Raw genomic sequence first — 18073 nt, 5'->3', positions numbered from 1 at the left:
GGCCTCACAGTGAGCGCGCCCATTCCACGATGGCATCGGCCGCGCGCGGCACCAGCTCCGGCTGGCCCGCGAGGTAGTGGTTGCCGCCGACGATATCGACATTGCGGATGCGGTCGCCGCCGGCCTTCATCCATGCATCGCGCGTGCTCGGGAAAGTCGACTGGTCGGCCGTGTAGGTCAGCAGCAGCTTCGGCACACGCGTGCGCGCCAGGTTCGACGGGCCGTCGGCCTGCGAGCGCGAGGACCACTGCGAGAGAAAGGCCGTCAGCGAGGTCGTGCGACCCATCGCGTTGGCCGAGTAGTTGACCTGCCTTGCATCGCCCCAGACGCTGCCCGGGGCGCGGTCGTTGGCATCGATCGAGAGATCCACGCAGCGCGGATCGGCATGCGTGCGGTAGACGATGAACGCCTGGTCGCGCGGCGCGCCGGGCGTGCTTCGCAACAGGCGCAAGCGCTCCATGGCCCAGGCTTCGAGGCGATCGAGGCGCGCCTTCTGCGCGGCACCGAAGCGCGCAAGGAAGCCGGCGGCGTACGGCACCCGGTGCTGCGCGTCGTACATGTCGAGCGCGGGATCGACCGAGAGCGGGTCGTGCTCGTCCGTGACGGACGGATCGATCCAGTCGCGCATCAGCTTCGAGCGGCCCTGGTGCGCCGCGCACAGCGCAATGCCGTCGGCCGGCGGCAGGTCGCCAGGGTGCAGGTGCGTGGGATCGCCGTCGGGAAAGTGGTGGGCTGTCAGCTCCTCGGCCTGCGCCTGGTAGAAGCTCGAAAGCGCAGCACCGCCCGAGTTGCCGATCAGCACCACCTTTTCGTAGCCCAGGCTGCGCAGGAACTGCACGCCCGCGCCGAGGTCCTGGATCGCGCGCTCCATCAGCAGCATGGTGTCGTTGCCCATGTAGCGCGAGTTGAGGCCCATGCAGCAGATCCCGCGCTCGGCCAGGGGCCCGATCAGGTAGTGGCCCATGAAGTTGCTGGTGGGGTGCATCACGATCGCGGCGATCTTCTTCGGGCCCGCTGGCGCACGGTAGGCGCCGTAGATGCGCGGACGCAGCATCTGCAGACCCGACTGGGACTCCATCGCCGCGCCGGGCTTGACGTCGATGACGGCGAGCTGCAGTTCCATCATGCCGCCGCATTTGCGCGCAGCTCGGCCTTGCGCAGCGTCCAGGCGTCGAGCTCGGCTCGGGCGCGCCGCGCGTGGGCCTGCATTTCGGCCTGGGGCACCGTCGGGGTGGTCAGCTCCACGCGAATACCGTTCGGGTCGAAGAAGTAGATCGATTCGATGATGTGGTGGTCGGTCACGCCGAGCACCTCGACGCCGGCCGATTCGAGACGCGCCTTGGCGGCAAGCAGGTCGGCCACCGAATCGACGCGCAGTGCAATGTGGTTGACCCAGGCCGGCGTGTTGGGCGAAGGCAGCGCGGCGGTGTCGTCGCCAAGGTCGAAGAAGGCGATGTACGAGCCGTCGCGCATCTGGAAGAAGATGTGGACGTAGGGGCAGTATTCGCCGGTGCTCGGCACATGGTCGCTCTTGATCACGTGCGCCAGCGGCAGCCCCAGCAGGTCCTCGTAGAAGCGGCGCGTCTCTTCACTGTCGCGGCAGCGCCAGGCGAAGTGGTGCAGGCCGCGTACGGGCACCGGCGGATGGGCGAGCGGCACTGTCTCTGCAGGTGGCATGGCGTTGTCTCCGTGGCAACAGACCGGATTGGGCCCTTCTTCTTCTTATGATTCAATCGAAATAAATTCATCGATTGATGAAGCAAGGCCATGAATCTGACCCTGCGCCAACTGCGCGCCTTCGACGCCGTGGCCGAGACCGGCAGCTTCACCGCGGCGGCCGCGCGCTTGCACCTCACGCAGTCGGCGCTGAGCGTTCTGGTACGCGAGCTGGAGCGCGGGATGGGCGTGCAGCTCTTTGATCGGCACACACGGCGCGTGTTGCTGTCGGAGGCCGGTCGCGCCTTCCAGCCCTCGGTGCAGCGCCTGCTGGGCGACCTCGCCGGTGCGGTGGCCGCCGTGACCGAGCTGCGCGACCAGAAGCGCGGCCTGCTGCGGCTGGCCGCGCCGCAGCTGATGGCCTGCACGCTGATGCCGCGCGTGATCGCGGCCTACCGTGCGCGCCATCCGGACATCGACGTACGGCTGGTCGACACGCTGCCCGAGCATCTCCTCGCCGGGCTGGCCTCCGGCGAGGCGGAGCTCGCAGTGGGCCAGGATGTGGACGTGGACGCTGCGGCCATCGAGCGCCGCACGCTGTTCCGCGATCGTCACTGGCTGATCTGTCCGCAGGACCATGCGTTTGCGCGCCGGCGCCAGGTGCGCTGGAGCGAGCTCGGGCCCTGCACCTTCATCGCGCCCACGCGCGACTTCCGCCAGCGCGTGCTGCCCGAGCTGGAGGCCGATGCGCGCGCCTTCCTGATGCGGACCTCGACCCAGGAGGTGTCGTACATGACGACGGCGCTGGGTATGGTGGCGTCAGGGCTCGGGGTGACGGTCTGCCCGACCTACTCGGCCTCGCTGGTGGAGGCCCACGGACTGAAGATGGTCAAGCTCAACCGGCCCGACTTCCATCGCGAGGTCTGCGTGTACGCGGCGGCGCGGCGCTCGCTGTCGCCTGCGGCGGCGGGCTTCGTCCAGATCCTGGAGCGGTTCGTGCAGAAGCCCCGGCCGCCGCGTTGATACAGTTGCCGCGCTGCCAAACCTACAATGGCCTTTCGCCTCTGTCGAGGTGCCTTCGTCGCTTTCATCCCCCTTTCTATCCATGAACGTCCTTCGATTCACCGATCTTGTCGCGCAAGGCAAAGTCGCCGGCCAGCGCGTGTTCATCCGAGCCGACCTCAATGTGCCGCAGGACGACGCCGGCAACATCACCGAGGACACGCGCGTCCGCGCCTCGATTCCCTGCATCCGCCAGGCGCTGGATGCCGGCGCCGCGGTGATGGTCACGTCGCACCTCGGCCGCCCGACCGAGGGCCAGTTCAAGCCCGAGGATTCCCTGGCGCCGGTCGCCCGGCGCATGGGCGAGCTGCTGGGCCGCGGGGTGCCACTGGTGGCCGACTGGGTCGACGGCGTGCAGGTCGCGCCGGGCCAGGTCGTGCTGCTGGAGAATTGCCGCCTCAACAAGGGCGAGAAGAAGAACGATGAGGCGCTGTCCCGCAAGCTGGCCGCGCTGACCGACATCTATGTCAACGATGCCTTCGGCACGGCACACCGCGCCGAGGCCACCACCTACGGCATCGCGCAATTCGCGAAGATCGCCTGCGCGGGCCCGCTGCTGGCGGCCGAGATCGACGCCATCACCCAGGCGCTGGCGCACCCCAGGCGGCCGCTGGTGGCGATCGTCGCGGGCTCCAAGGTCAGCACCAAGCTCACCATCCTCGAGAGCCTGGCCGCCAAGGTCGACCAACTGATCGTCGGTGGCGGCATTGCCAACACCTTCATGCTGGCGTCCGGGCTTCCCATCGGCAAGTCGCTCGCCGAGCCCGACCTGCAGGACCAGGCCAAGGCGGTGATCGAAGCCATGCGAGCGCGCGGGGCCGCGGTGCCGATCCCGGTCGACGTCGTGACCGCCAAGACCTTCGCCGCCGATGCGTCCGCCACCGTGAAGGAAGCGAACGCGGTGGTCGAGGATGACCTGATTCTGGACATCGGCCCCAAGACCGCCGAGATGTTGGCGGCGCAGCTGCGCGAGGCCGGCACCATCGTCTGGAACGGCCCGGTGGGTGTGTTCGAGTTCGATGCCTTCTCCAAGGGAACGGAAGCCATCGCGCGCGCCATTGCCGACAGCAGCGCCTTCTCGATCGCCGGTGGCGGCGACACGCTGGCCGCCATCGCCAAGTACGGCATCGAAGACCAGGTCGGCTACATCTCGACTGGCGGCGGCGCCTTCCTCGAAGTGCTCGAAGGCAAGACGCTCCCGGCTTTCGAGATCCTGGAGAAGCGCGCCGCGGGCTGAGTCCGGCACGCGGGTGCGTCGGGCACCGCCGCGTGGCCCGGGGGGCTATCGCAGGGCCTGCAAAGTGTATACAGTACGGAATACAAACCGGAGACCCGCCGCATGAGCACGACCCGCCTTCCCCGCCACGCCACCAAGATCGTTGCCACGCTCGGCCCGGCCTCGAGCACGCCCGAGCTGCTCGAGCAGATGATCCACTACAAGGTCAGCGTGGTGCGGCTCAACTTCAGCCACGGCACGGCGCAGGACCACGTCGGGCGCGCCGCCATGGTGCGCGAGGCAGCGCGCCGGGCGGGCCGGGAGGTGGCGATCATGGCCGACCTGCAGGGCCCGAAGATCCGCGTCGGCAAGTTCGCCGAGGGCAAGGTCTGGCTGGAGCCGGGCGCGAAGTTCGTACTCGATGGGGCCCGCACCGAACTTGGCGACGTCAACGCGGTAGGGTTGGACTACAAGGACCTTCCGCGCGATGTGAAGCCGGGCGACAGCCTGCTGTTGAACGACGGCTTGATCGTGCTCGCCGTCGACGCGGTCAAGGGCGAGGCGGTGCACACCACTGTGCGGCTGGGCGGCGAGCTGTCGAACAACAAGGGCATCAACAAGCAGGGCGGCGGGCTGACGGCACCCGCGCTGACGGCCAAGGACATGGAGGACATCAAGACCGCCATGAGCTTCCAGGCCGATTACGTGGCCGTGAGCTTTCCCAAGAATGCGACGGACATGGAGATGGCGCGCCAGCTGTGCAATGTCGCGGCGGCCGAGTACGGCCACAAGCCAGGGCTGATCGCCAAGATCGAGCGCGCCGAGGCGATTCCGAAGCTGGATGAAATCCTGCGTGCCAGCGACGGCATCATGGTCGCGCGCGGCGACCTGGCGGTCGAGGTGGGCAACGCCGCGGTGCCTGCGCTGCAGAAGAAGATGATCCGCATGGCGCGCGAAATGGACAAGGTGGTCATCACGGCAACCCAGATGATGGAGTCGATGATCAGCAATCCGGTGCCCACGCGCGCCGAGGTCAGCGACGTGGCCAATGCGGTGCTCGACGGCACCGACGCCGTGATGCTCTCGGCCGAGACCGCGTCGGGCCGCTATCCGCTGGAGACCGTGCAGGAGATGAGCCGGATCTGCGAGGCCGCCGAAGCGGCCGAGGATCCGCACCTCGATGCCGACTTCAGCGGCCAGGCCTACAGCCGGATCGACCAGTCGATCGCCATGGGCGCGCTCTTCACCGCGCAGCGCCTGGGCGCCAAGGCCATCGTCGCGCTGACTGAATCGGGCTCCACCCCGCTGTGGATGAGCCGGCACCGCGCCCATATCCCGATGTACGCCCTGACGTCGCGCCTGACCACCCAGCGCAAGATGGCGCTGTACCGCAACGTGCGTCCGTTGCTGATGGATGCCGAGAGCGACCGCGACACGGCGCTGCTGCAGGCCGAGGCCCACCTCAAGAAGCGCGGCATCGTGCAGACCGGCGACATCTACGCCATCACCTGTGGCGAGCCCATGGGCGCGCCGGGCGGCACCAACATGCTCAAGATCTGCAGAGTTGGTTGAAGCGCGGCGCCCCGGACGACGCGTCGGAGCCGTCCGACAGGGGTGCTCAGTAGAATCGCGGTAGTTTTTCTTCTTAATTTTTCCCGCGAGGTACACCCCATGGCACTTGTCTCGATGCGCGAACTGCTGGACCACGCCGCGGCCAACGGCTACGGAATTCCGGCCTACAACGTCAACAACCTGGAACAGGTGCAGGCCGTGATGGAAGCGGCCAAGGAGACCGGGGCACCGGTGATCCTGCAAGCCAGTGCGGGCGCACGCAAGTACGCGGGCGAGCCGTTCATCAAGCACCTGATCCTCGCCGCCGTGGAGGCTTATCCGAATATTCCGCTGGTGATGCACCAGGACCACGGCCAGAGCCCCGACGTGTGCCAGGGCGCCATCAACCTGGGCTTTTCGTCGGTGATGATGGACGGGTCGCTCGAAGCCGACGGCAAGACCATTGCCAGCTACGACTACAACGTCGACGTCACGCGCAAGGTGGTCGACATGGCCCACAAGGTCGGCGTCACCGTCGAAGGCGAACTGGGCTGCCTCGGCTCTCTTGAGACCATGAAGGGCGACAAGGAAGACGGCCACGGCACCGACGCGACCATGACGCGCGAGCAACTGCTGACCGACCCCGAGCAGGCCGCCGACTTCGTCAAGAAAACCCAGCTCGATGCGCTCGCCATTGCCATCGGCACCAGCCACGGCGCCTACAAGTTCACGCGCAAGCCCACCGGCGACATCCTGGCGATCGACCGCATCAAGGAAATCCACCGCCGCATCCCGAACACCCACCTGGTGATGCACGGCTCTTCTTCCGTGCCGCAAGACCTGCTGGCCATCATTCGCCAGTACGGCGGCAACATGAAAGAAACCTACGGCGTGCCGGTGGAGGAAATCCAGGAAGCCATCAAGTTCGGCGTGCGCAAGATCAACATCGACACCGACATCCGCCTGGCGATGACCGGCGCGGTGCGCAAGTTCATGGCCGAGAACCCGGAGAAGTTCGATGCCCGCGAATGGCTCAAGCCTGCGCGCGAGGCCGCCAAGCAGATCTGCAAGCAGCGCTACATCGAATTCGGCTGCGAAGGCCAGGGCGCGAAGATCAAGGGCGAGACCCTGCAGGTGGTGGCTGCCAAGTACGCCAAGGGCGAGCTCGCGCAAGAAGTCGTTTGATCGCTTCGCCCTCCCTGCCGAAGCCACCCTCGCGGTGGCTTTTTTCTGTGTCGGGCCGCCCCAAGATGAAAAACCCCCCTCGGGGGGCAGTGACCACACGAAGTGAGGGAGCGTGCGGGCCATTTTTCACGCGCACAATCTCGGTCGTTCCAGTTCCGCCGTTCCACCATCGTCATGACCACCGTCCACACTTCCTCCATCCAGAGCCTGCCCCTGCTTGCGCGCGGCAAGGTGCGCGACAACTACGCGGTCGGCGATGACCGCATCCTGATGGTGGCCAGCGACCGCCTGTCGGCCTTCGATGTGATCATGGGCGAGCCGATCCCGGGCAAGGGTGTGATCCTGACGCAGATGGCGCTGTGGTGGTTCGACCGGCTGGGCCACCTGTGCCCCAACCACCTGACCGGCGAGGCGCCCGAGAGCGTGGTGACGGCCACCGAGGTGCCGCAGGTGCGCGATCGCTCGATGCTGGTCAAGCGTCTCAAGCCCATCCCGGTGGAGGCGGTGGTGCGCGGCTATCTTGCAGGCAGCGGCTGGAAGGAATACCAGCAGAACCGTGCGGTCTGCGGCGTGCCCCTGCCCGAGGGCCTGGGCAACGCCAGCAAGCTGCCCCAGCCAATCTTCACGCCCGCGGCCAAGGCGGCGGCAGGAGCACACGACGAGAACATCAGCTACGAGCGCGTGGTCGACGTGGTCGGCCCCACGCTCGCGCAGCAGATCCGCGACACCAGCATCGCCATTTACGAGACGGCTGCCGCCATTGCGCTGGCCAGGGGCATGATCATTGCCGATACGAAGTTCGAGTTCGGCCTCGACGAGGCCGGCACGCTGGTCCTGATGGACGAGGTGCTGACGCCCGACAGCTCACGCTACTGGCCGGTCGAGGGCTACCAGGCCGCACTCGCCGCGGGCGCCAACCCGCCGAGCTACGACAAGCAGTTCGTGCGCGACTGGCTGGAAGGGGTCAAGGTCAACGGCAAGCCCTGGGACAAGACCCCGCCGGCGCCGCGCCTCCCCGCCGAGGTGATCGAGAAGACGGCCGCCAAGTACCGCGAGGCGCTGGACCGCCTGACCGGCTGACCGGCTGATCGCCTGGAAGACCGCCGCTCGCCGGAGGTGAATAAGTCACAAAACTTCGGGCAATAGTCACCGCACGGCAAAGCCACGATTTCACACACTTGTCCTCATTCCAACGGATGAGGACAAGTGCCATGAACGCGACGATTGCCGAACTGCCCACTCCCCAAGACGAAGTCCGCGCCGCAGCCCCGGCGTCCGATGCGCTGCACGCCGTTCTGCTGGCACGCGCCCTTGACGAGATCGACCACGGACTGCTGCTCGTCGACTTGAGCGGCCGCGTCCTGCACGCCAACCAGCCCGCGCGCCGCGAGCTGGCAGGTGGCCGCGCGCTGCGGACGGTCGATGGTTTGCTGTGTGCCACACTGCCCGCCTCGCAGGCCAAGCTGCGCCAGGCGCTGAAAGACGCGGAGCGCGACTGCCGCAGCATCGTGGAGCTCGACCCCGAGGGCGAGACGCTCTCGCTGGCCTTCGTGCCGCTGGCCCATGGCGGCGCGAGTGTCGACGCGGTGTTGATCATCTGCAGCCGGCGCTCCAACTGCGAGACGCTCACCGTGCAGATGTTCGCCCGTGCCAAGCGCCTGACGCCGGCGGAGCAGGCGGTGCTGACGCAGCTGTGCGCGGGGCGCGGTGCCCAGGAGATCGCCTGCGAACAGGGCATCCGCGTTTCGACGGTTCGCACCCACATCAAGAACGTGCGCCAGAAGACCGGCCGCGGCAGCGTCCGCGAGATCGTGCGCGAGCTGTCGCGCATGCCTCAGATCGTGTCGTCGCTGCGGCTCGCCGGTTAGGACTGAACGGTAGCGCTCGCTGCGCATGGCGTCGCGCCGGCGATCGCGCCGCACAGGGTGCGGCCGTATAGTCCGCGCATGCCGCCGACGCCCGCTGCACCTCGCGCCGACCCTCTCGCCCAACTGCCGCCACCGCTCCAGAAGCTCGCCGCATTCGGCGTGCAGCGCCGCTACCGGGCTCACGCCATGCTCATCGAGGAGGGCGACCAGGGCGGCTCCGTCTACATCGTGCTCTCGGGCCAGCTGCGTGCCTTCGTCTCGGATGCGCGCGGGCGCGAGGTGACCCTGGGCCTGCACGGCCCGGGCGAGTATGTGGGCGAGATGTCGCTCGATGGCGGGCCGCGCTCGGCCAGCGTTCAGGCCGCGGTGCCAACGGTGTGCGTGGTCGTGACGCGGGAAACCATGCTTCGGCATCTGGCGCTCGACCCCGAATTGGCGCGCGAACTCATCATGCGGCTGATCCGGCGCGCGAGGCTGGCCACCGAGAGCGCCAGGAGCATGGCCCTGCTCGATGTCTACAGCCGCCTGCGCGCTTTGCTGGAAGGCCGGTCGCAGCCGCAGCCTGACGGCACCCTGCAGATGGATCGGCTGACCCACCAGGCGATAGCCAGCGAAATCGGATGCTCGCGCGAGATGGTGAGCCGGCTGTTGAAGGATCTGGAAAGCGGCGGCTACGTGGCGGTGCTCGGGCGGCGGCTGGTCCTGCTCAAGCCGTTGCCGGCGAAATGGTGAGCCTGAACGGCTCAGCGCACTCCGCCATTGCTCAAGGTCGCGACCGTTCGCCCGCTCGCGTCGAGCAGCGAGAGCTTGGACATTCCCTGCAGCCGGTAGCTGGCCGTGGCCTGCAGCGCAGCGAAGAACTGGGTCTCGTTGATGGTGCTGGCCTCGTTGGGGCAGGCCATGCGCGTGGCGCCCAGCTGCCGCACCCTGAGCGTGCTGCCGCTGCGCTCGTAGGTGCCCGTGACCCGGTTGCAGCCGCCCGACCCCGTCACCCTTCCGCTGCTCCGATCGAACTGGATCTGCGCGTTGCGCCCCGGATCACTGCTTGGCTCGATCAGTTCGCTGCCGAGCTGCTCCAGCTGCCAGACCGGCCCTTCGATCGGCTCGTCGAGGTTGATGCCGCTGCTGCAGCCGCTCGCCAGCAGCGATGCAAACAAGGCCGTCGTCAAGAAGAGGAAGCGCATGGCCGGACTTTCCTTTGCAACATGTCGAAACCCGCCAATCGTATGCGAGCCCGGTCAGAGCGCCAATGTCATCCGGCCCGGCTTGCCTGCATGGTTGATCAGGAAGATAAGCCTGCGCTCACTTTGCCGTTAGCGGAGCTACACGCCAGCTTGTGCGCTAGCTCAGCACCACGCTGCTGAGGCGGCGCCGGTAGGTTGCCACCGTCGGATCGTCCGGCGGGATCTGGCCGTCTGCCACCTTGGGCCTGGGCGGCTCGATGATCTCGAGAATCGCAATGTAGGTCTTGCGCGCCAGCTCCTCGTTCCAGTTCTTGTCGCGCATGAGGATGTCGAGCAACTCGTCCATCGCTTCGGTCCAGCGCTGCGTGGCCATCAGCAGCCGCGCCCGGTCGAACCGGGCCTCGAAGTCGCGCTTGTTGGCGGCGATGCGCGCCTCGGCATCGGCGATGGCCGGTGCCGCGCCCGTGCCTGGTGCGGCGAAGTCGATCGCATCCATCCAGCGCTGCAGGGCGTCGAGCCTGCGCACCGCAGGCGCCTTGGCGATCACCGGCGCGAAGGCCACCTTGGCATCGTCGACGCGGCCTTCCTGGAGCAGCAGCTTGACGTAGTCGAAGCGCGCGTCGTCGTTCGACGGGTCGGTGGCCACGGCATGCTGCAGCCGTTCGAGCGCACCGTCGGTGTCGCCTTCGGCCAGCGCATCCTGTGCAGCTTCTTCGTGCTCTGCAGCCTCGAGCTCGTCCTCGCCCGGCACATGCTTGTCAAGGAAGGCGCGGATCTGCTCGGCCGGGATGGCGCCGACGAAGCCGTCGATCGGCTGGCCGTCCTTGAACATCACGCAGAAGGGGATGCTGCGCACACCGAACATCTGGCTGAGTTGCTGGGAAATCTGGGGCACCTTGTCGGCGTCGAGCTTGGCCAGCGTGAAACGCCCGCCATACTCGGTCTCCAGTTTTTCGAGCACCGGCCCGAGCTGCTTGCAAGGGCCGCACCATTCGGCCCAGATGTCGAGCAGCACCGGAGTGGTCATCGAGCCTTCGATCAGCTCGGTCTGGAAGTTTTCGAGGGTGATGTCGATCATCGCGGGAAGCTGGGGGTGAAACGTAAAATTGAAACCATGAAGCAAGCCATACAGGTCGGCGTCGTGATGGGCTCGAACTCCGATTGGGAGACGATGCGCAGCGCGGTCGAGATTCTCCAGCAATTCGGCATTGCCCACGAGGCGCGGGTGGTCTCCGCCCACCGAATGCCCGACGAACTCTTCGCGTACGCCGAAAGCGCTGCCGAGCGCGGCCTGGCCGCGATCATCGCCGGCGCCGGCGGGGCGGCGCACCTGCCGGGCATGCTGGCGGCCAAGACGACGGTGCCGGTGCTGGGCGTGCCGGTGGCGAGCCGGCACCTGCAGGGCGTGGATTCGCTCTACAGCATCGTGCAGATGCCCAAGGGCGTGCCGGTCGCGACCTTCGCCATCGGCAACGCCGGCGCCGCCAATGCGGCCTTGTTCGCGGTGGCCATGCTGGCCCTGGCCGACCCGGCCTTGCGCGCGCGGCTCGATGCGTTCCGTGCCGATCAGACCGAAGCCGCGAGATCGATGACCTTGCCGCCGCCTGATGCACCGGCGGTGTCTCCCTTCTCGCCACAGGGCGGAGGCGCGCTGTGACCGCCATCCTGCCTGGCGCCACGCTTGGCGTGGTGGGGGGTGGCCAACTCGGCCGCATGTTCGTGCATGCGGCCCAACGCATGGGCTATCTCACCGCCGTGCTCGACCCCGATGCCGACAGCCCCGCCGGTCGCGTGAGCCATCATCACATCCATACCGATTACGCCGACGTCGACGGCCTCGCGCGCCTTGCCGGCCTGGCGGATGCGATTACCACCGAGTTCGAGAACGTGCCGGCGACCTCGCTGGAGCACCTGTCGGTGGCCCGGCCGGTGCGGCCCGGCGCCACCGCGGTGGCGATCGCGCAGGACCGCGTGCGCGAGAAGAGCCATTTCGTCGGCTGCGGCGTGGATTGCGCGCCGTACGCCGTCATCGAGTCGGCCGACCAGGTGGGGCTCGTGCCGCCGAACCTGTTGCCGGGCATCCTCAAGACCGCGCGCCTGGGTTACGACGGCAAGGGCCAGCAGCGTGTCGACACCCGCGAAGAACTGGCCGCCGCCTGGGCCCGCGCGGGCCAGGTGCCGTGCGTGCTCGAAAAGCTGCTGCCGCTGGACTTCGAGTGCTCGGTGATCGTCGCGCGCGGACACGACGGCCAGATCGTGCACTTCCCGCCCCAGCGCAACCTGCACCGCGGCGGCATCCTCGCGGTCACCGAAGTGCATGCGAACAACATTCCCGAGGCGACGGGGCGGCTGGCGGTCGAGTCCGCAGTGGCCATCACTGAAGGCCTGCAGTATGTGGGCGTGCTGTGCGTCGAGTTCTTCGTGCTGGCCGACGGCGCCCTGGTGGTCAACGAAATGGCACCGCGCCCGCACAACAGCGGCCACTGGACCCTGGATGCCTGCGACGTGTCGCAATTCGAGTTGCAGGTGCGCACCCTGGCCGGCCTGCCGCTCAATCCGCCGCGCCAGCACAGTCCCGCGCTGATGCTGAACCTGCTGGGGGAGCTCTGGTTTCCTGAAGATGAGCCGAAGGCCGTCCAGCCGCGCTGGGCCGACGTGCTGGCGCTGCCGGGCACGCACCTGCATCTCTATGGCAAGGCCGGAGCACGGCGCGGCCGCAAGATGGGCCATCTCACCATCACCGGCAATGACATCGAGGCCATCCGCAGTACGGCGGATTTCGCCGCCGCGCTGCTGGGCCTGCCGATTCCGCTCTCCGAATAGCCGGCATGCGCCCCCACGCTCATCACATCGTGTATTCGTTGCCCCCCGAGAGGGCCGAGTGCCGCGGCTCCAGGCCTCCCGGTGCAGGCTTGGACGGCACGAAGAGCCGTCGCGTCTCGCGACGGCGCGACCTGCAAGCTCAGTCTGCCCTTGGGGTGGACCGATGACCATTCGCGACGGCCATTCGGCCGAAGCCATCCAGGAAGCCGTTCGCGTGCTGCGCGCCGGCGGCTTGGTCGCATTCCCGACCGAAACGGTCTACGGCCTGGGCGCCGATGCGACGAGCGACGATGCCGTGGCCGGGATCTTCTCGGCCAAGGGCCGGCCCAGCAACCATCCGCTGATCGTCCATGTGGCCGCAGGCGTCAAGGGCACGGAGGCGCTGTCGCGCTTCGCCCAGCCGCTGCCGCCCTTCGCGCAGAAGCTGGTGCAGGCCTTCTGGCCGGGCCCGCTCACGTTGATCGTCACGCGCCAGCCCGGGGTCGCCGCCGCCGCGGCCGGCGGGCAGGACACTGTCGGCCTGCGCTGCCCGGCCCATCCGGTGGCGCAAGCCCTGCTGGTCGCCTGCGCCGAGCAAGGCGTGCCGGGCGTGGCAGGGCCGAGCGCGAACCGCTTTGGCCGCGTGAGTCCCACCACGGCCCTGCATGTTCAGCAGGAGTTCGGCGACGCGCTGCTGGTGATCGATGGCGGCGCGTGCGAGGTCGGCATCGAATCCACCATCGTCGATTGCAGCCGCGGCCAGCCGGTGCTGCTGCGCCCCGGTGCGATCACCCGCACGCAGATCGAGGCCGCCTGCGGCGAGCCGCTGCGCGACCGGCACCAGCTGGCGCTACCCGATCCGCGCGCTTCGGGCACGCTGGAAGCGCACTACGCGCCCAGCGCCAAAGTGAGATTGTTGGACGCCAAGGCGCTGCAAGCCGGCCTCGACGTGCTGGGCGCCAACGCCGCGCACCTGGCTGTGTGGTCGCGCAGTCCGCTCAAGGGCCGTTCGCAGCGCGTGCTGCTTCGGCGAATGCCCGACGATGCCGCGGCCGCCGCGCAGCAGCTCTTCGCGGTGCTGCGCAGCTTCGATGCCGAAGGCGCCAAGCTGATCTGGGTGGAGACGCCGCCCGCCGGCCCCGAATGGGAAGGCGTTCTCGACCGGCTGCAGCGCGCCGCTGCAGCCTGAGCCCGCAGGAGCCTGCGCTACTTCACCGTGTCGAACAGTGCCCGTGCGCGCGCATGGCAGAAAGGCGGCTCGTAGGTGCCGTGGTAGGCGCCGAAGTAGGTCGCATAGTCCGCCGTGGTCGGATCGGTCGGCGCCTTGCCGCCGGGACCGTAGGTCGCCTGGACCTGCGCATCCACATCGACAGTCGTGACCGTGGTCACGCCGCGCGCATCGAAGTCTGCTTTCGCGACCACCATGTGCAGCGCCGGCGGGACAGTGGGGTCGCCGGCGCCGCCGCACAGCAGCGTCTTGGCGCGCGGGCTCCAGCCGAGCAGGTCGTTCTTCTTGGCGTCGAGGAAAAGCGCATTGTTCGGATTGGTCTGGACGTCCGCGAGGAAGGCGCTCTGGAAGATCGCGTCGCGCGCCTGGTTCGGTGTCTCGCCGTTCGCGCCCGGCAGGCTTCCGCTGGTCACCAGGGTGGTGTAGTTCAGTGTCGGGCTGGGCAGCAGGTTCTCGATGTAGCTGGCGTAGGGCTGCTTGTAGACCGTGTTCACGTCGGTGTAGACGTCGCCGTAAACCTTCTGGTATGAGTTGACGATGAAGGGCACGAAGAACTGGTAGCCCGCGATTGCCTGCGGCAGCTTGAACGAGCCCGAGAGGTTGTAGGGCCCCGCCAGGTGCGCGCCGGCCACCACGTTGAATTCGGCTGCGTTGTCGCGCTCGGCCGCGCGGTGCGCCGCCATCGAGGAGTGACCGCCCTGCGAATAGCCGGTGAACATCACCTTGCCCGAGAGCGAACCGCCCGCGCTCACTACCGCGGCGCGCGCCGCCCTTACCGAGTCGAGCACCGTGCGCGCTTCAGAGTCGGCATGCAGGTAGGGGTGGTAGGGGAAGGTTGATTTGGCATAGCCGAGATAGTCGGTGGCCACCACCGCGTAGCCCTGCGCCGCGTACATCGCGGTCAGCAGGAAGGTCTCCGAGTCCTGCGGATTGACGAGCGTGCGAGGCTTCTGCACGTCCGTGCCCTTGGCATATGCCACCAGCGGTGCCGCGTTGGCGCAGGTTCCCGCCGGCATCAGCAGCACGCCCGATGCATTGGTGACCTCGCCCTTCGGGCCCACTGTGCTGTAGTTGAGCGAAATCACGTTGACGTCGCATCGCGCCTTGCCGCTCAGCGCCTGCAGGCCGATTCGAGCAGTGCCGCTGTCGATCTGCGAGGTCGTCAGTGTCGTGACGATGACGGGTGGCTCCTTGAGCGCGCCCGTTCCTGGACCAGCGCTGCCCCCGCCCGCACCGGCACCGACAAAGGCGAAGCCGCCACCGCCGCCGCCGCCGCAGGCGGCGAGCAGGCTGGCCGCCAGGACGGCGCTCAGAAGATGCAGACGAAGTCTCATGGGCTGTCTCCGATCGATGAATTTTGGTAAGAGGAGGCACAAAACGCACGATCCTAGGCTGGCCCCTTCCCAGGGAGGACGAGGGAAACCCCAAGCACGGCTGCGACCGGGTCACCTCGGCGACCGGGTCGCTTTCAGTTGTCCTGACCCGCCCAGTCGACCAGCGCATCGAAGGCCGGGCGCGCGGCGTTTGCACTGGCGTGGTTCGCGATCGCGACCACCACCCAGCGCCGCCCGCTGGCGCCGTGCACGTAGCCGGCGATGCCCGCCGAGTCGCGCAGGCTCCCGGTCTTCAGGTGGGCCGCCCCGCCCGAGCGCAGCGCGCGCTTGCGCAGCGTGCCGTCCACCCCCATCGCCGGCAGCGACGACACCAGCTCGGGCATCTGGGCCGAGCGCCAGGCCACCTGCAGCATCTTCGCCAGTGCCGCCGCGCTGATGCGCTCCTCGCGCGACAGCCCCGAGCCGTTGTCGAACACCGGCTGGCCTTCCCCGGTGCCGATGCGATCGTTCCACCACTGGCGCAGCGTGGCGCGGGCGCCTTCCAGCGTGCCGCGCCGCTTCTGCTGCAGCCCGAGCGTGAGGAACAGCTGCTGTGCCATCACGTTGTTGCTGTACTTGTTGATGTCGCGCACCACCTCGGCCAGCGGCGGCGACTCGAACACGAAGGCCGGCTTGAGCCCGCGCGGCACGGCACCCTCGCGCACCTGACCCTTCAAGTGGGCGCCCATCTCGGCCCACATCCCGCCGACCGCCCGCATTGCGTAGCTGCGCGGGTCCGCATACGCCACCGCCCAGGTCTTCTCGCCGCACGCCGCGGGATAGCTGCCCGCGAAGCCCATGCGCGCCGGATCTCCGAAGGCCGGCGCCAGCGCAGCACGCCAGTCGCCGCACTCGCCGGCCGAGAGCGGCACCGTCGACGGCGTGCTCACGCCACTCAGGAAAGGCTCGAAGCTGACCTGGGCCGTCTGCCCGTCGCGGTTCGGCTGGAAGGTCATGACCACCGACTTGAAATTGATCAGCAGTGCATCGGGCGCGGCGTTGTACGGCCGCTGGCCTTCGCCGTCGAAAGCCGCCGGGTCGGTGTCGGCCACCTCGAACGCGCTGCGGTCCAGCACGATGTCGCCCGCGATGGTGTGGATGCCCAGTCCCTGCACCCGCCGCAGCAGCAGCCAGAGGCGTTCCAGCACCAGCTTGGGATCGCCCTGGCCCTGGATGTAGAGGTTGCCGGCCAGAACGCCGTCACGGACCGGCCCGTCGACGTACACCGGCGTATTCCAGGTGAAGGCCGGTCCGAGCAGGTCGAGCGCGGCGTAGGTGGTGACGAGCTTCATGACGGAGGCCGGGTTCACCGGCACCTGTGTGCGCCAGGCCAGGCGCGGGGCGCGCACGCCATCGGCGTCGGCCACCAGCATCGTCACGGCGTCGCGCGGCACCCGGGCGCGGGCCAGGGCGGCTTCCACCTCCGCCGGAAGCGGCTGGGCCAGCGCAGGCGCCGAAGCCAGCGCGGTGAACAGGATGAACAGGCGGACGGCGCGTTGCGCCAGAAGCTTCGGGGCAGGAGGCATCGCGCAATTATCCAGAGCGTCGCCCCGCATGGGCTTCGGACAGCGCGGCGCATGGCAGCCCCCGGATAATCGCGCGATGCCCGCACCAACGAAGCTCCTGGCTTTCGACACCAGCACCGAATGGCTGTCGGTCGCCGTGCGCCACGGGGAGCACCTGCTTTCGCGCACCAGCGCAGGGGGCGCCCAAGCCTCCAGCAGCCTGATCCCGCTGATTCAGGAACTGCTCGCGGAAGCGGGGTTGGCCATGGCCGAACTCGACGCCATCGCCTTCGGGCGCGGCCCCGGCTCCTTCACCGGCCTGCGCACCGCCTGCTCGGTCGCACAGGGGCTGGGTTTCGGCGCCGGTGTCCGGTTGCTGCCGGTCGACACGCTGCACGCGGTGGCAGAGGAGGCGCGGCACCGCTTCGGCGCCACGCGCGTGGTCGCGCTGCTGGACGCGCGCATGGATGAGCTCTACGCCGCCCACTACGATTTCGGGCAGCCCGCCCGGAGCGAAGCCGAGCCGCTGCTGCTTTCGCCGGAGCAAGTGCAGGTGCCGCCCGGCTGGGCGCTTGCCGGAAACGTCTTCGCTGCCTACGGCGCGCGTCTGCCAGCCGCCACGGCGTGCCACGAGGTATTGCCCGCTGCCGAGGCGATGCTGAGACTGGCCCCCGAATTGCTCGCTGCCGGCGGGGGGGTGCCGCCAGCACAGGCATGGCCACTGTATGTTCGCGATAAAGTTGCACAGACCACCGAGGAGCGCGCTGCGCTCAAGGCGACACGCGCCACCGGGCCGACATGAGTTGCACGGGCGTTCCGAAGGCAAATTCACCGCAGCCCGCAGGGCGGAGGTTTATCGAATGAGCGCAGTTCTTCAGCCGCGTGAAGCCCGCCTCGAACCGATCACGATCGAACGGATCCCGGCCGTTTGCGCGATCGAACGCAGTGCCTACACCCATCCGTGGACGCCGGCCAACTTCAGCGATTCGATCATTGCGGGCTACCACTGCCAATGTTTGGTGGCCCCGGCTGCTGCGTCCGGCGACGCGGTGGCGGCACGGCGGCCGCGCGCCCTGTGGAGCCGGCTGGCGCCACAACCCGGGGAGACGCTGATCGGCTATTTCGTCGCCATGAAGGGCGTCGACGAGGTACACCTCCTCAACATCACCGTGGCGCCTGCCTGCCAGGGCCAGGGCTGGGCACCGCTGATGCTGGAGGCGCTGTCCGGCTGGTCGCGCGGCCAGAACGCGCAGTGGCTCTGGCTCGAGGTGCGAGCCAGCAACCTGCGGGCACTGGCCATCTATGAGCGCCACGGCTTCCGGCGCGTGGGGGTGCGCAAGGGCTACTACCCGGCCGAAGGCCATGCACGCGAGGACGCCGTGGTGATGAGCCTGCGTCTGAACGAATCCAACAGCGCCTGGGGCGGCTTGAAATAGCAGACAA

18 protein-coding genes are annotated in these 18073 nt (G+C 68.2%); 12 read left to right on the top strand and 6 right to left on the bottom strand.

Features of this window, described 5'->3' with window-relative positions; translation table 11 throughout:
• Nucleotides 1–4 precede the first annotated feature (4 nt).
• Nucleotides 5–1126 (bottom strand): alpha/beta hydrolase family protein, encoded by a 1122-nt coding sequence (locus E5CHR_RS28835; protein WP_162583191.1) that lies wholly within the window; start codon nt 1124–1126, stop codon nt 5–7.
• The gene (locus E5CHR_RS28830; protein WP_162583190.1) at nt 1123–1677 is read right to left on the bottom strand and encodes a VOC family protein; all 555 of its coding nucleotides are present in this window, start codon (nt 1675–1677) and stop codon (nt 1123–1125) included. Before E5CHR_RS28830 ends, E5CHR_RS28835 begins: the two co-directional genes overlap by 4 nt.
• Nucleotides 1678–1767: 90 nt before the next feature.
• On the opposite strand from E5CHR_RS28830, the gene E5CHR_RS28825 reads away from it, so the two are divergent.
• The 7 genes from E5CHR_RS28825 to E5CHR_RS28795 all read left to right on the top strand — a co-directional run bounded on the left by E5CHR_RS28825 (nt 1768) and on the right by E5CHR_RS28795 (nt 9270).
• Entirely contained in the window at nt 1768–2679 is a 912-nt protein-coding gene (locus E5CHR_RS28825; protein WP_162583189.1) for a LysR family transcriptional regulator, read from the top strand.
• Between the two features lie 82 nt (nt 2680–2761).
• Nucleotides 2762–3955, top strand: coding sequence for a phosphoglycerate kinase (locus E5CHR_RS28820; protein WP_162583188.1), 1194 nt, complete (start codon nt 2762–2764; stop codon nt 3953–3955).
• A 102-nt stretch (nt 3956–4057) separates the two neighbouring features.
• Nucleotides 4058–5506: a pyruvate kinase gene (pyk, locus tag E5CHR_RS28815; RefSeq protein WP_162583187.1), complete on the top strand. Its 1449-nt coding sequence runs from the start codon at nt 4058–4060 to the stop codon at nt 5504–5506.
• 99 nt (nt 5507–5605) lie between these two features.
• On the top strand, nt 5606–6670 hold the full coding sequence (gene fba / locus E5CHR_RS28810; RefSeq protein WP_162583186.1) for a class II fructose-bisphosphate aldolase: 1065 nt from the start codon (nt 5606–5608) through the stop codon (nt 6668–6670).
• Between the two features lie 174 nt (nt 6671–6844).
• Nucleotides 6845–7750 (top strand): phosphoribosylaminoimidazolesuccinocarboxamide synthase, encoded by a 906-nt coding sequence (locus tag E5CHR_RS28805; protein ID WP_162583185.1) that lies wholly within the window; start codon nt 6845–6847, stop codon nt 7748–7750.
• Between the two features lie 131 nt (nt 7751–7881).
• The gene (locus tag E5CHR_RS28800) at nt 7882–8538 is read left to right on the top strand and encodes a helix-turn-helix transcriptional regulator (protein WP_162583184.1); all 657 of its coding nucleotides are present in this window, start codon (nt 7882–7884) and stop codon (nt 8536–8538) included.
• A gap of 78 nt (nt 8539–8616) precedes the next feature.
• Complete coding sequence (locus E5CHR_RS28795) at nt 8617–9270, top strand: Crp/Fnr family transcriptional regulator (protein WP_162583183.1); 654 nt, start codon at nt 8617–8619, stop codon at nt 9268–9270.
• Nucleotides 9271–9281: 11 nt separating this feature from the next.
• On the opposite strand, the gene E5CHR_RS28790 is transcribed toward E5CHR_RS28795, so the two are convergent.
• A complete protein-coding gene (locus E5CHR_RS28790; RefSeq protein ID WP_162583182.1) occupies nt 9282–9722 on the bottom strand; it encodes an META domain-containing protein in 441 nt (146 codons plus the stop codon).
• A 157-nt stretch (nt 9723–9879) separates the two neighbouring features.
• Nucleotides 9880–10800, bottom strand: coding sequence for a tetratricopeptide repeat protein (locus tag E5CHR_RS28785; RefSeq protein ID WP_162583181.1), 921 nt, complete (start codon nt 10798–10800; stop codon nt 9880–9882).
• A 36-nt stretch (nt 10801–10836) separates the two neighbouring features.
• Here E5CHR_RS28785 and purE point away from each other — a divergent pair, with 36 nt between their 5' ends.
• The 3 genes from purE to E5CHR_RS28770 all read left to right on the top strand — a co-directional run bounded on the left by purE (nt 10837) and on the right by E5CHR_RS28770 (nt 13713).
• On the top strand, nt 10837–11379 hold the full coding sequence (gene purE / locus E5CHR_RS28780; protein WP_162583180.1) for a 5-(carboxyamino)imidazole ribonucleotide mutase: 543 nt from the start codon (nt 10837–10839) through the stop codon (nt 11377–11379).
• Nucleotides 11376–12545 carry a 5-(carboxyamino)imidazole ribonucleotide synthase gene (locus E5CHR_RS28775; protein WP_162583179.1) on the top strand — a complete coding sequence of 390 codons (1170 nt, stop codon included), beginning with the start codon at nt 11376–11378 and terminating at the stop codon, nt 12543–12545. Before purE ends, E5CHR_RS28775 begins: the two co-directional genes overlap by 4 nt.
• A gap of 163 nt (nt 12546–12708) precedes the next feature.
• Nucleotides 12709–13713, top strand: coding sequence for an L-threonylcarbamoyladenylate synthase (locus E5CHR_RS28770; protein WP_162583178.1), 1005 nt, complete (start codon nt 12709–12711; stop codon nt 13711–13713).
• Nucleotides 13714–13730: 17 nt separating this feature from the next.
• Here E5CHR_RS28770 and E5CHR_RS28765 read toward each other — a convergent pair whose 3' ends face one another.
• Nucleotides 13731–15086 carry a lipase family protein gene (locus tag E5CHR_RS28765; protein ID WP_162583177.1) on the bottom strand — a complete coding sequence of 452 codons (1356 nt, stop codon included), beginning with the start codon at nt 15084–15086 and terminating at the stop codon, nt 13731–13733.
• 134 nt (nt 15087–15220) lie between these two features.
• Nucleotides 15221–16651 (bottom strand): D-alanyl-D-alanine carboxypeptidase/D-alanyl-D-alanine endopeptidase, encoded by a 1431-nt coding sequence (gene dacB, locus E5CHR_RS28760; RefSeq protein ID WP_162583176.1) that lies wholly within the window; start codon nt 16649–16651, stop codon nt 15221–15223.
• Nucleotides 16652–16727: 76 nt separating this feature from the next.
• Between dacB and tsaB the strand changes: the two genes are divergently transcribed.
• Nucleotides 16728–17432, top strand: coding sequence for a tRNA (adenosine(37)-N6)-threonylcarbamoyltransferase complex dimerization subunit type 1 TsaB (gene tsaB / locus E5CHR_RS28755; RefSeq protein ID WP_162583175.1), 705 nt, complete (start codon nt 16728–16730; stop codon nt 17430–17432).
• A 58-nt stretch (nt 17433–17490) separates the two neighbouring features.
• Complete coding sequence (gene rimI, locus E5CHR_RS28750) at nt 17491–18066, top strand: ribosomal protein S18-alanine N-acetyltransferase (RefSeq protein WP_162583174.1); 576 nt, start codon at nt 17491–17493, stop codon at nt 18064–18066.
• Nucleotides 18067–18073: the final 7 nt, after the last annotated feature.

The organism is Variovorax sp. PBS-H4, from assembly GCF_901827205.1.
Classification (GTDB): domain Bacteria; phylum Pseudomonadota; class Gammaproteobacteria; order Burkholderiales; family Burkholderiaceae_C; genus Variovorax.
Note: the sequence above shows the minus strand (reverse complement) of the source record. Positions and strands in the feature narration are given on the sequence as shown.

What these genes read in the sequence shown, in the direction of transcription:
- E5CHR_RS28835 (WP_162583191.1), bottom strand. Translation starts at nt 1,126, where the DNA reads ATGATGGAACTGCAGCTCGCCGTCATCGACGTCAAGCCCGGCGCGGCG.
- E5CHR_RS28830 (WP_162583190.1), bottom strand. Translation starts at nt 1,677, where the DNA reads ATGCCACCTGCAGAGACAGTGCCGCTCGCCCATCCGCCGGTGCCCGTA.
- E5CHR_RS28825 (WP_162583189.1), top strand. Translation starts at nt 1,768, where the DNA reads ATGAATCTGACCCTGCGCCAACTGCGCGCCTTCGACGCCGTGGCCGAG.
- E5CHR_RS28820 (WP_162583188.1), top strand. Translation starts at nt 2,762, where the DNA reads ATGAACGTCCTTCGATTCACCGATCTTGTCGCGCAAGGCAAAGTCGCC.
- pyk (WP_162583187.1), top strand. Translation starts at nt 4,058, where the DNA reads ATGAGCACGACCCGCCTTCCCCGCCACGCCACCAAGATCGTTGCCACG.
- fba (WP_162583186.1), top strand. Translation starts at nt 5,606, where the DNA reads ATGGCACTTGTCTCGATGCGCGAACTGCTGGACCACGCCGCGGCCAAC.
- E5CHR_RS28805 (WP_162583185.1), top strand. Translation starts at nt 6,845, where the DNA reads ATGACCACCGTCCACACTTCCTCCATCCAGAGCCTGCCCCTGCTTGCG.
- E5CHR_RS28800 (WP_162583184.1), top strand. Translation starts at nt 7,882, where the DNA reads ATGAACGCGACGATTGCCGAACTGCCCACTCCCCAAGACGAAGTCCGC.
- E5CHR_RS28795 (WP_162583183.1), top strand. Translation starts at nt 8,617, where the DNA reads ATGCCGCCGACGCCCGCTGCACCTCGCGCCGACCCTCTCGCCCAACTG.
- E5CHR_RS28790 (WP_162583182.1), bottom strand. Translation starts at nt 9,722, where the DNA reads ATGCGCTTCCTCTTCTTGACGACGGCCTTGTTTGCATCGCTGCTGGCG.
- E5CHR_RS28785 (WP_162583181.1), bottom strand. Translation starts at nt 10,800, where the DNA reads ATGATCGACATCACCCTCGAAAACTTCCAGACCGAGCTGATCGAAGGC.
- purE (WP_162583180.1), top strand. Translation starts at nt 10,837, where the DNA reads ATGAAGCAAGCCATACAGGTCGGCGTCGTGATGGGCTCGAACTCCGAT.
- E5CHR_RS28770 (WP_162583178.1), top strand. Translation starts at nt 12,709, where the DNA reads ATGACCATTCGCGACGGCCATTCGGCCGAAGCCATCCAGGAAGCCGTT.
- E5CHR_RS28765 (WP_162583177.1), bottom strand. Translation starts at nt 15,086, where the DNA reads ATGAGACTTCGTCTGCATCTTCTGAGCGCCGTCCTGGCGGCCAGCCTG.
- dacB (WP_162583176.1), bottom strand. Translation starts at nt 16,651, where the DNA reads ATGCCTCCTGCCCCGAAGCTTCTGGCGCAACGCGCCGTCCGCCTGTTC.
- tsaB (WP_162583175.1), top strand. Translation starts at nt 16,728, where the DNA reads ATGCCCGCACCAACGAAGCTCCTGGCTTTCGACACCAGCACCGAATGG.
- rimI (WP_162583174.1), top strand. Translation starts at nt 17,491, where the DNA reads ATGAGCGCAGTTCTTCAGCCGCGTGAAGCCCGCCTCGAACCGATCACG.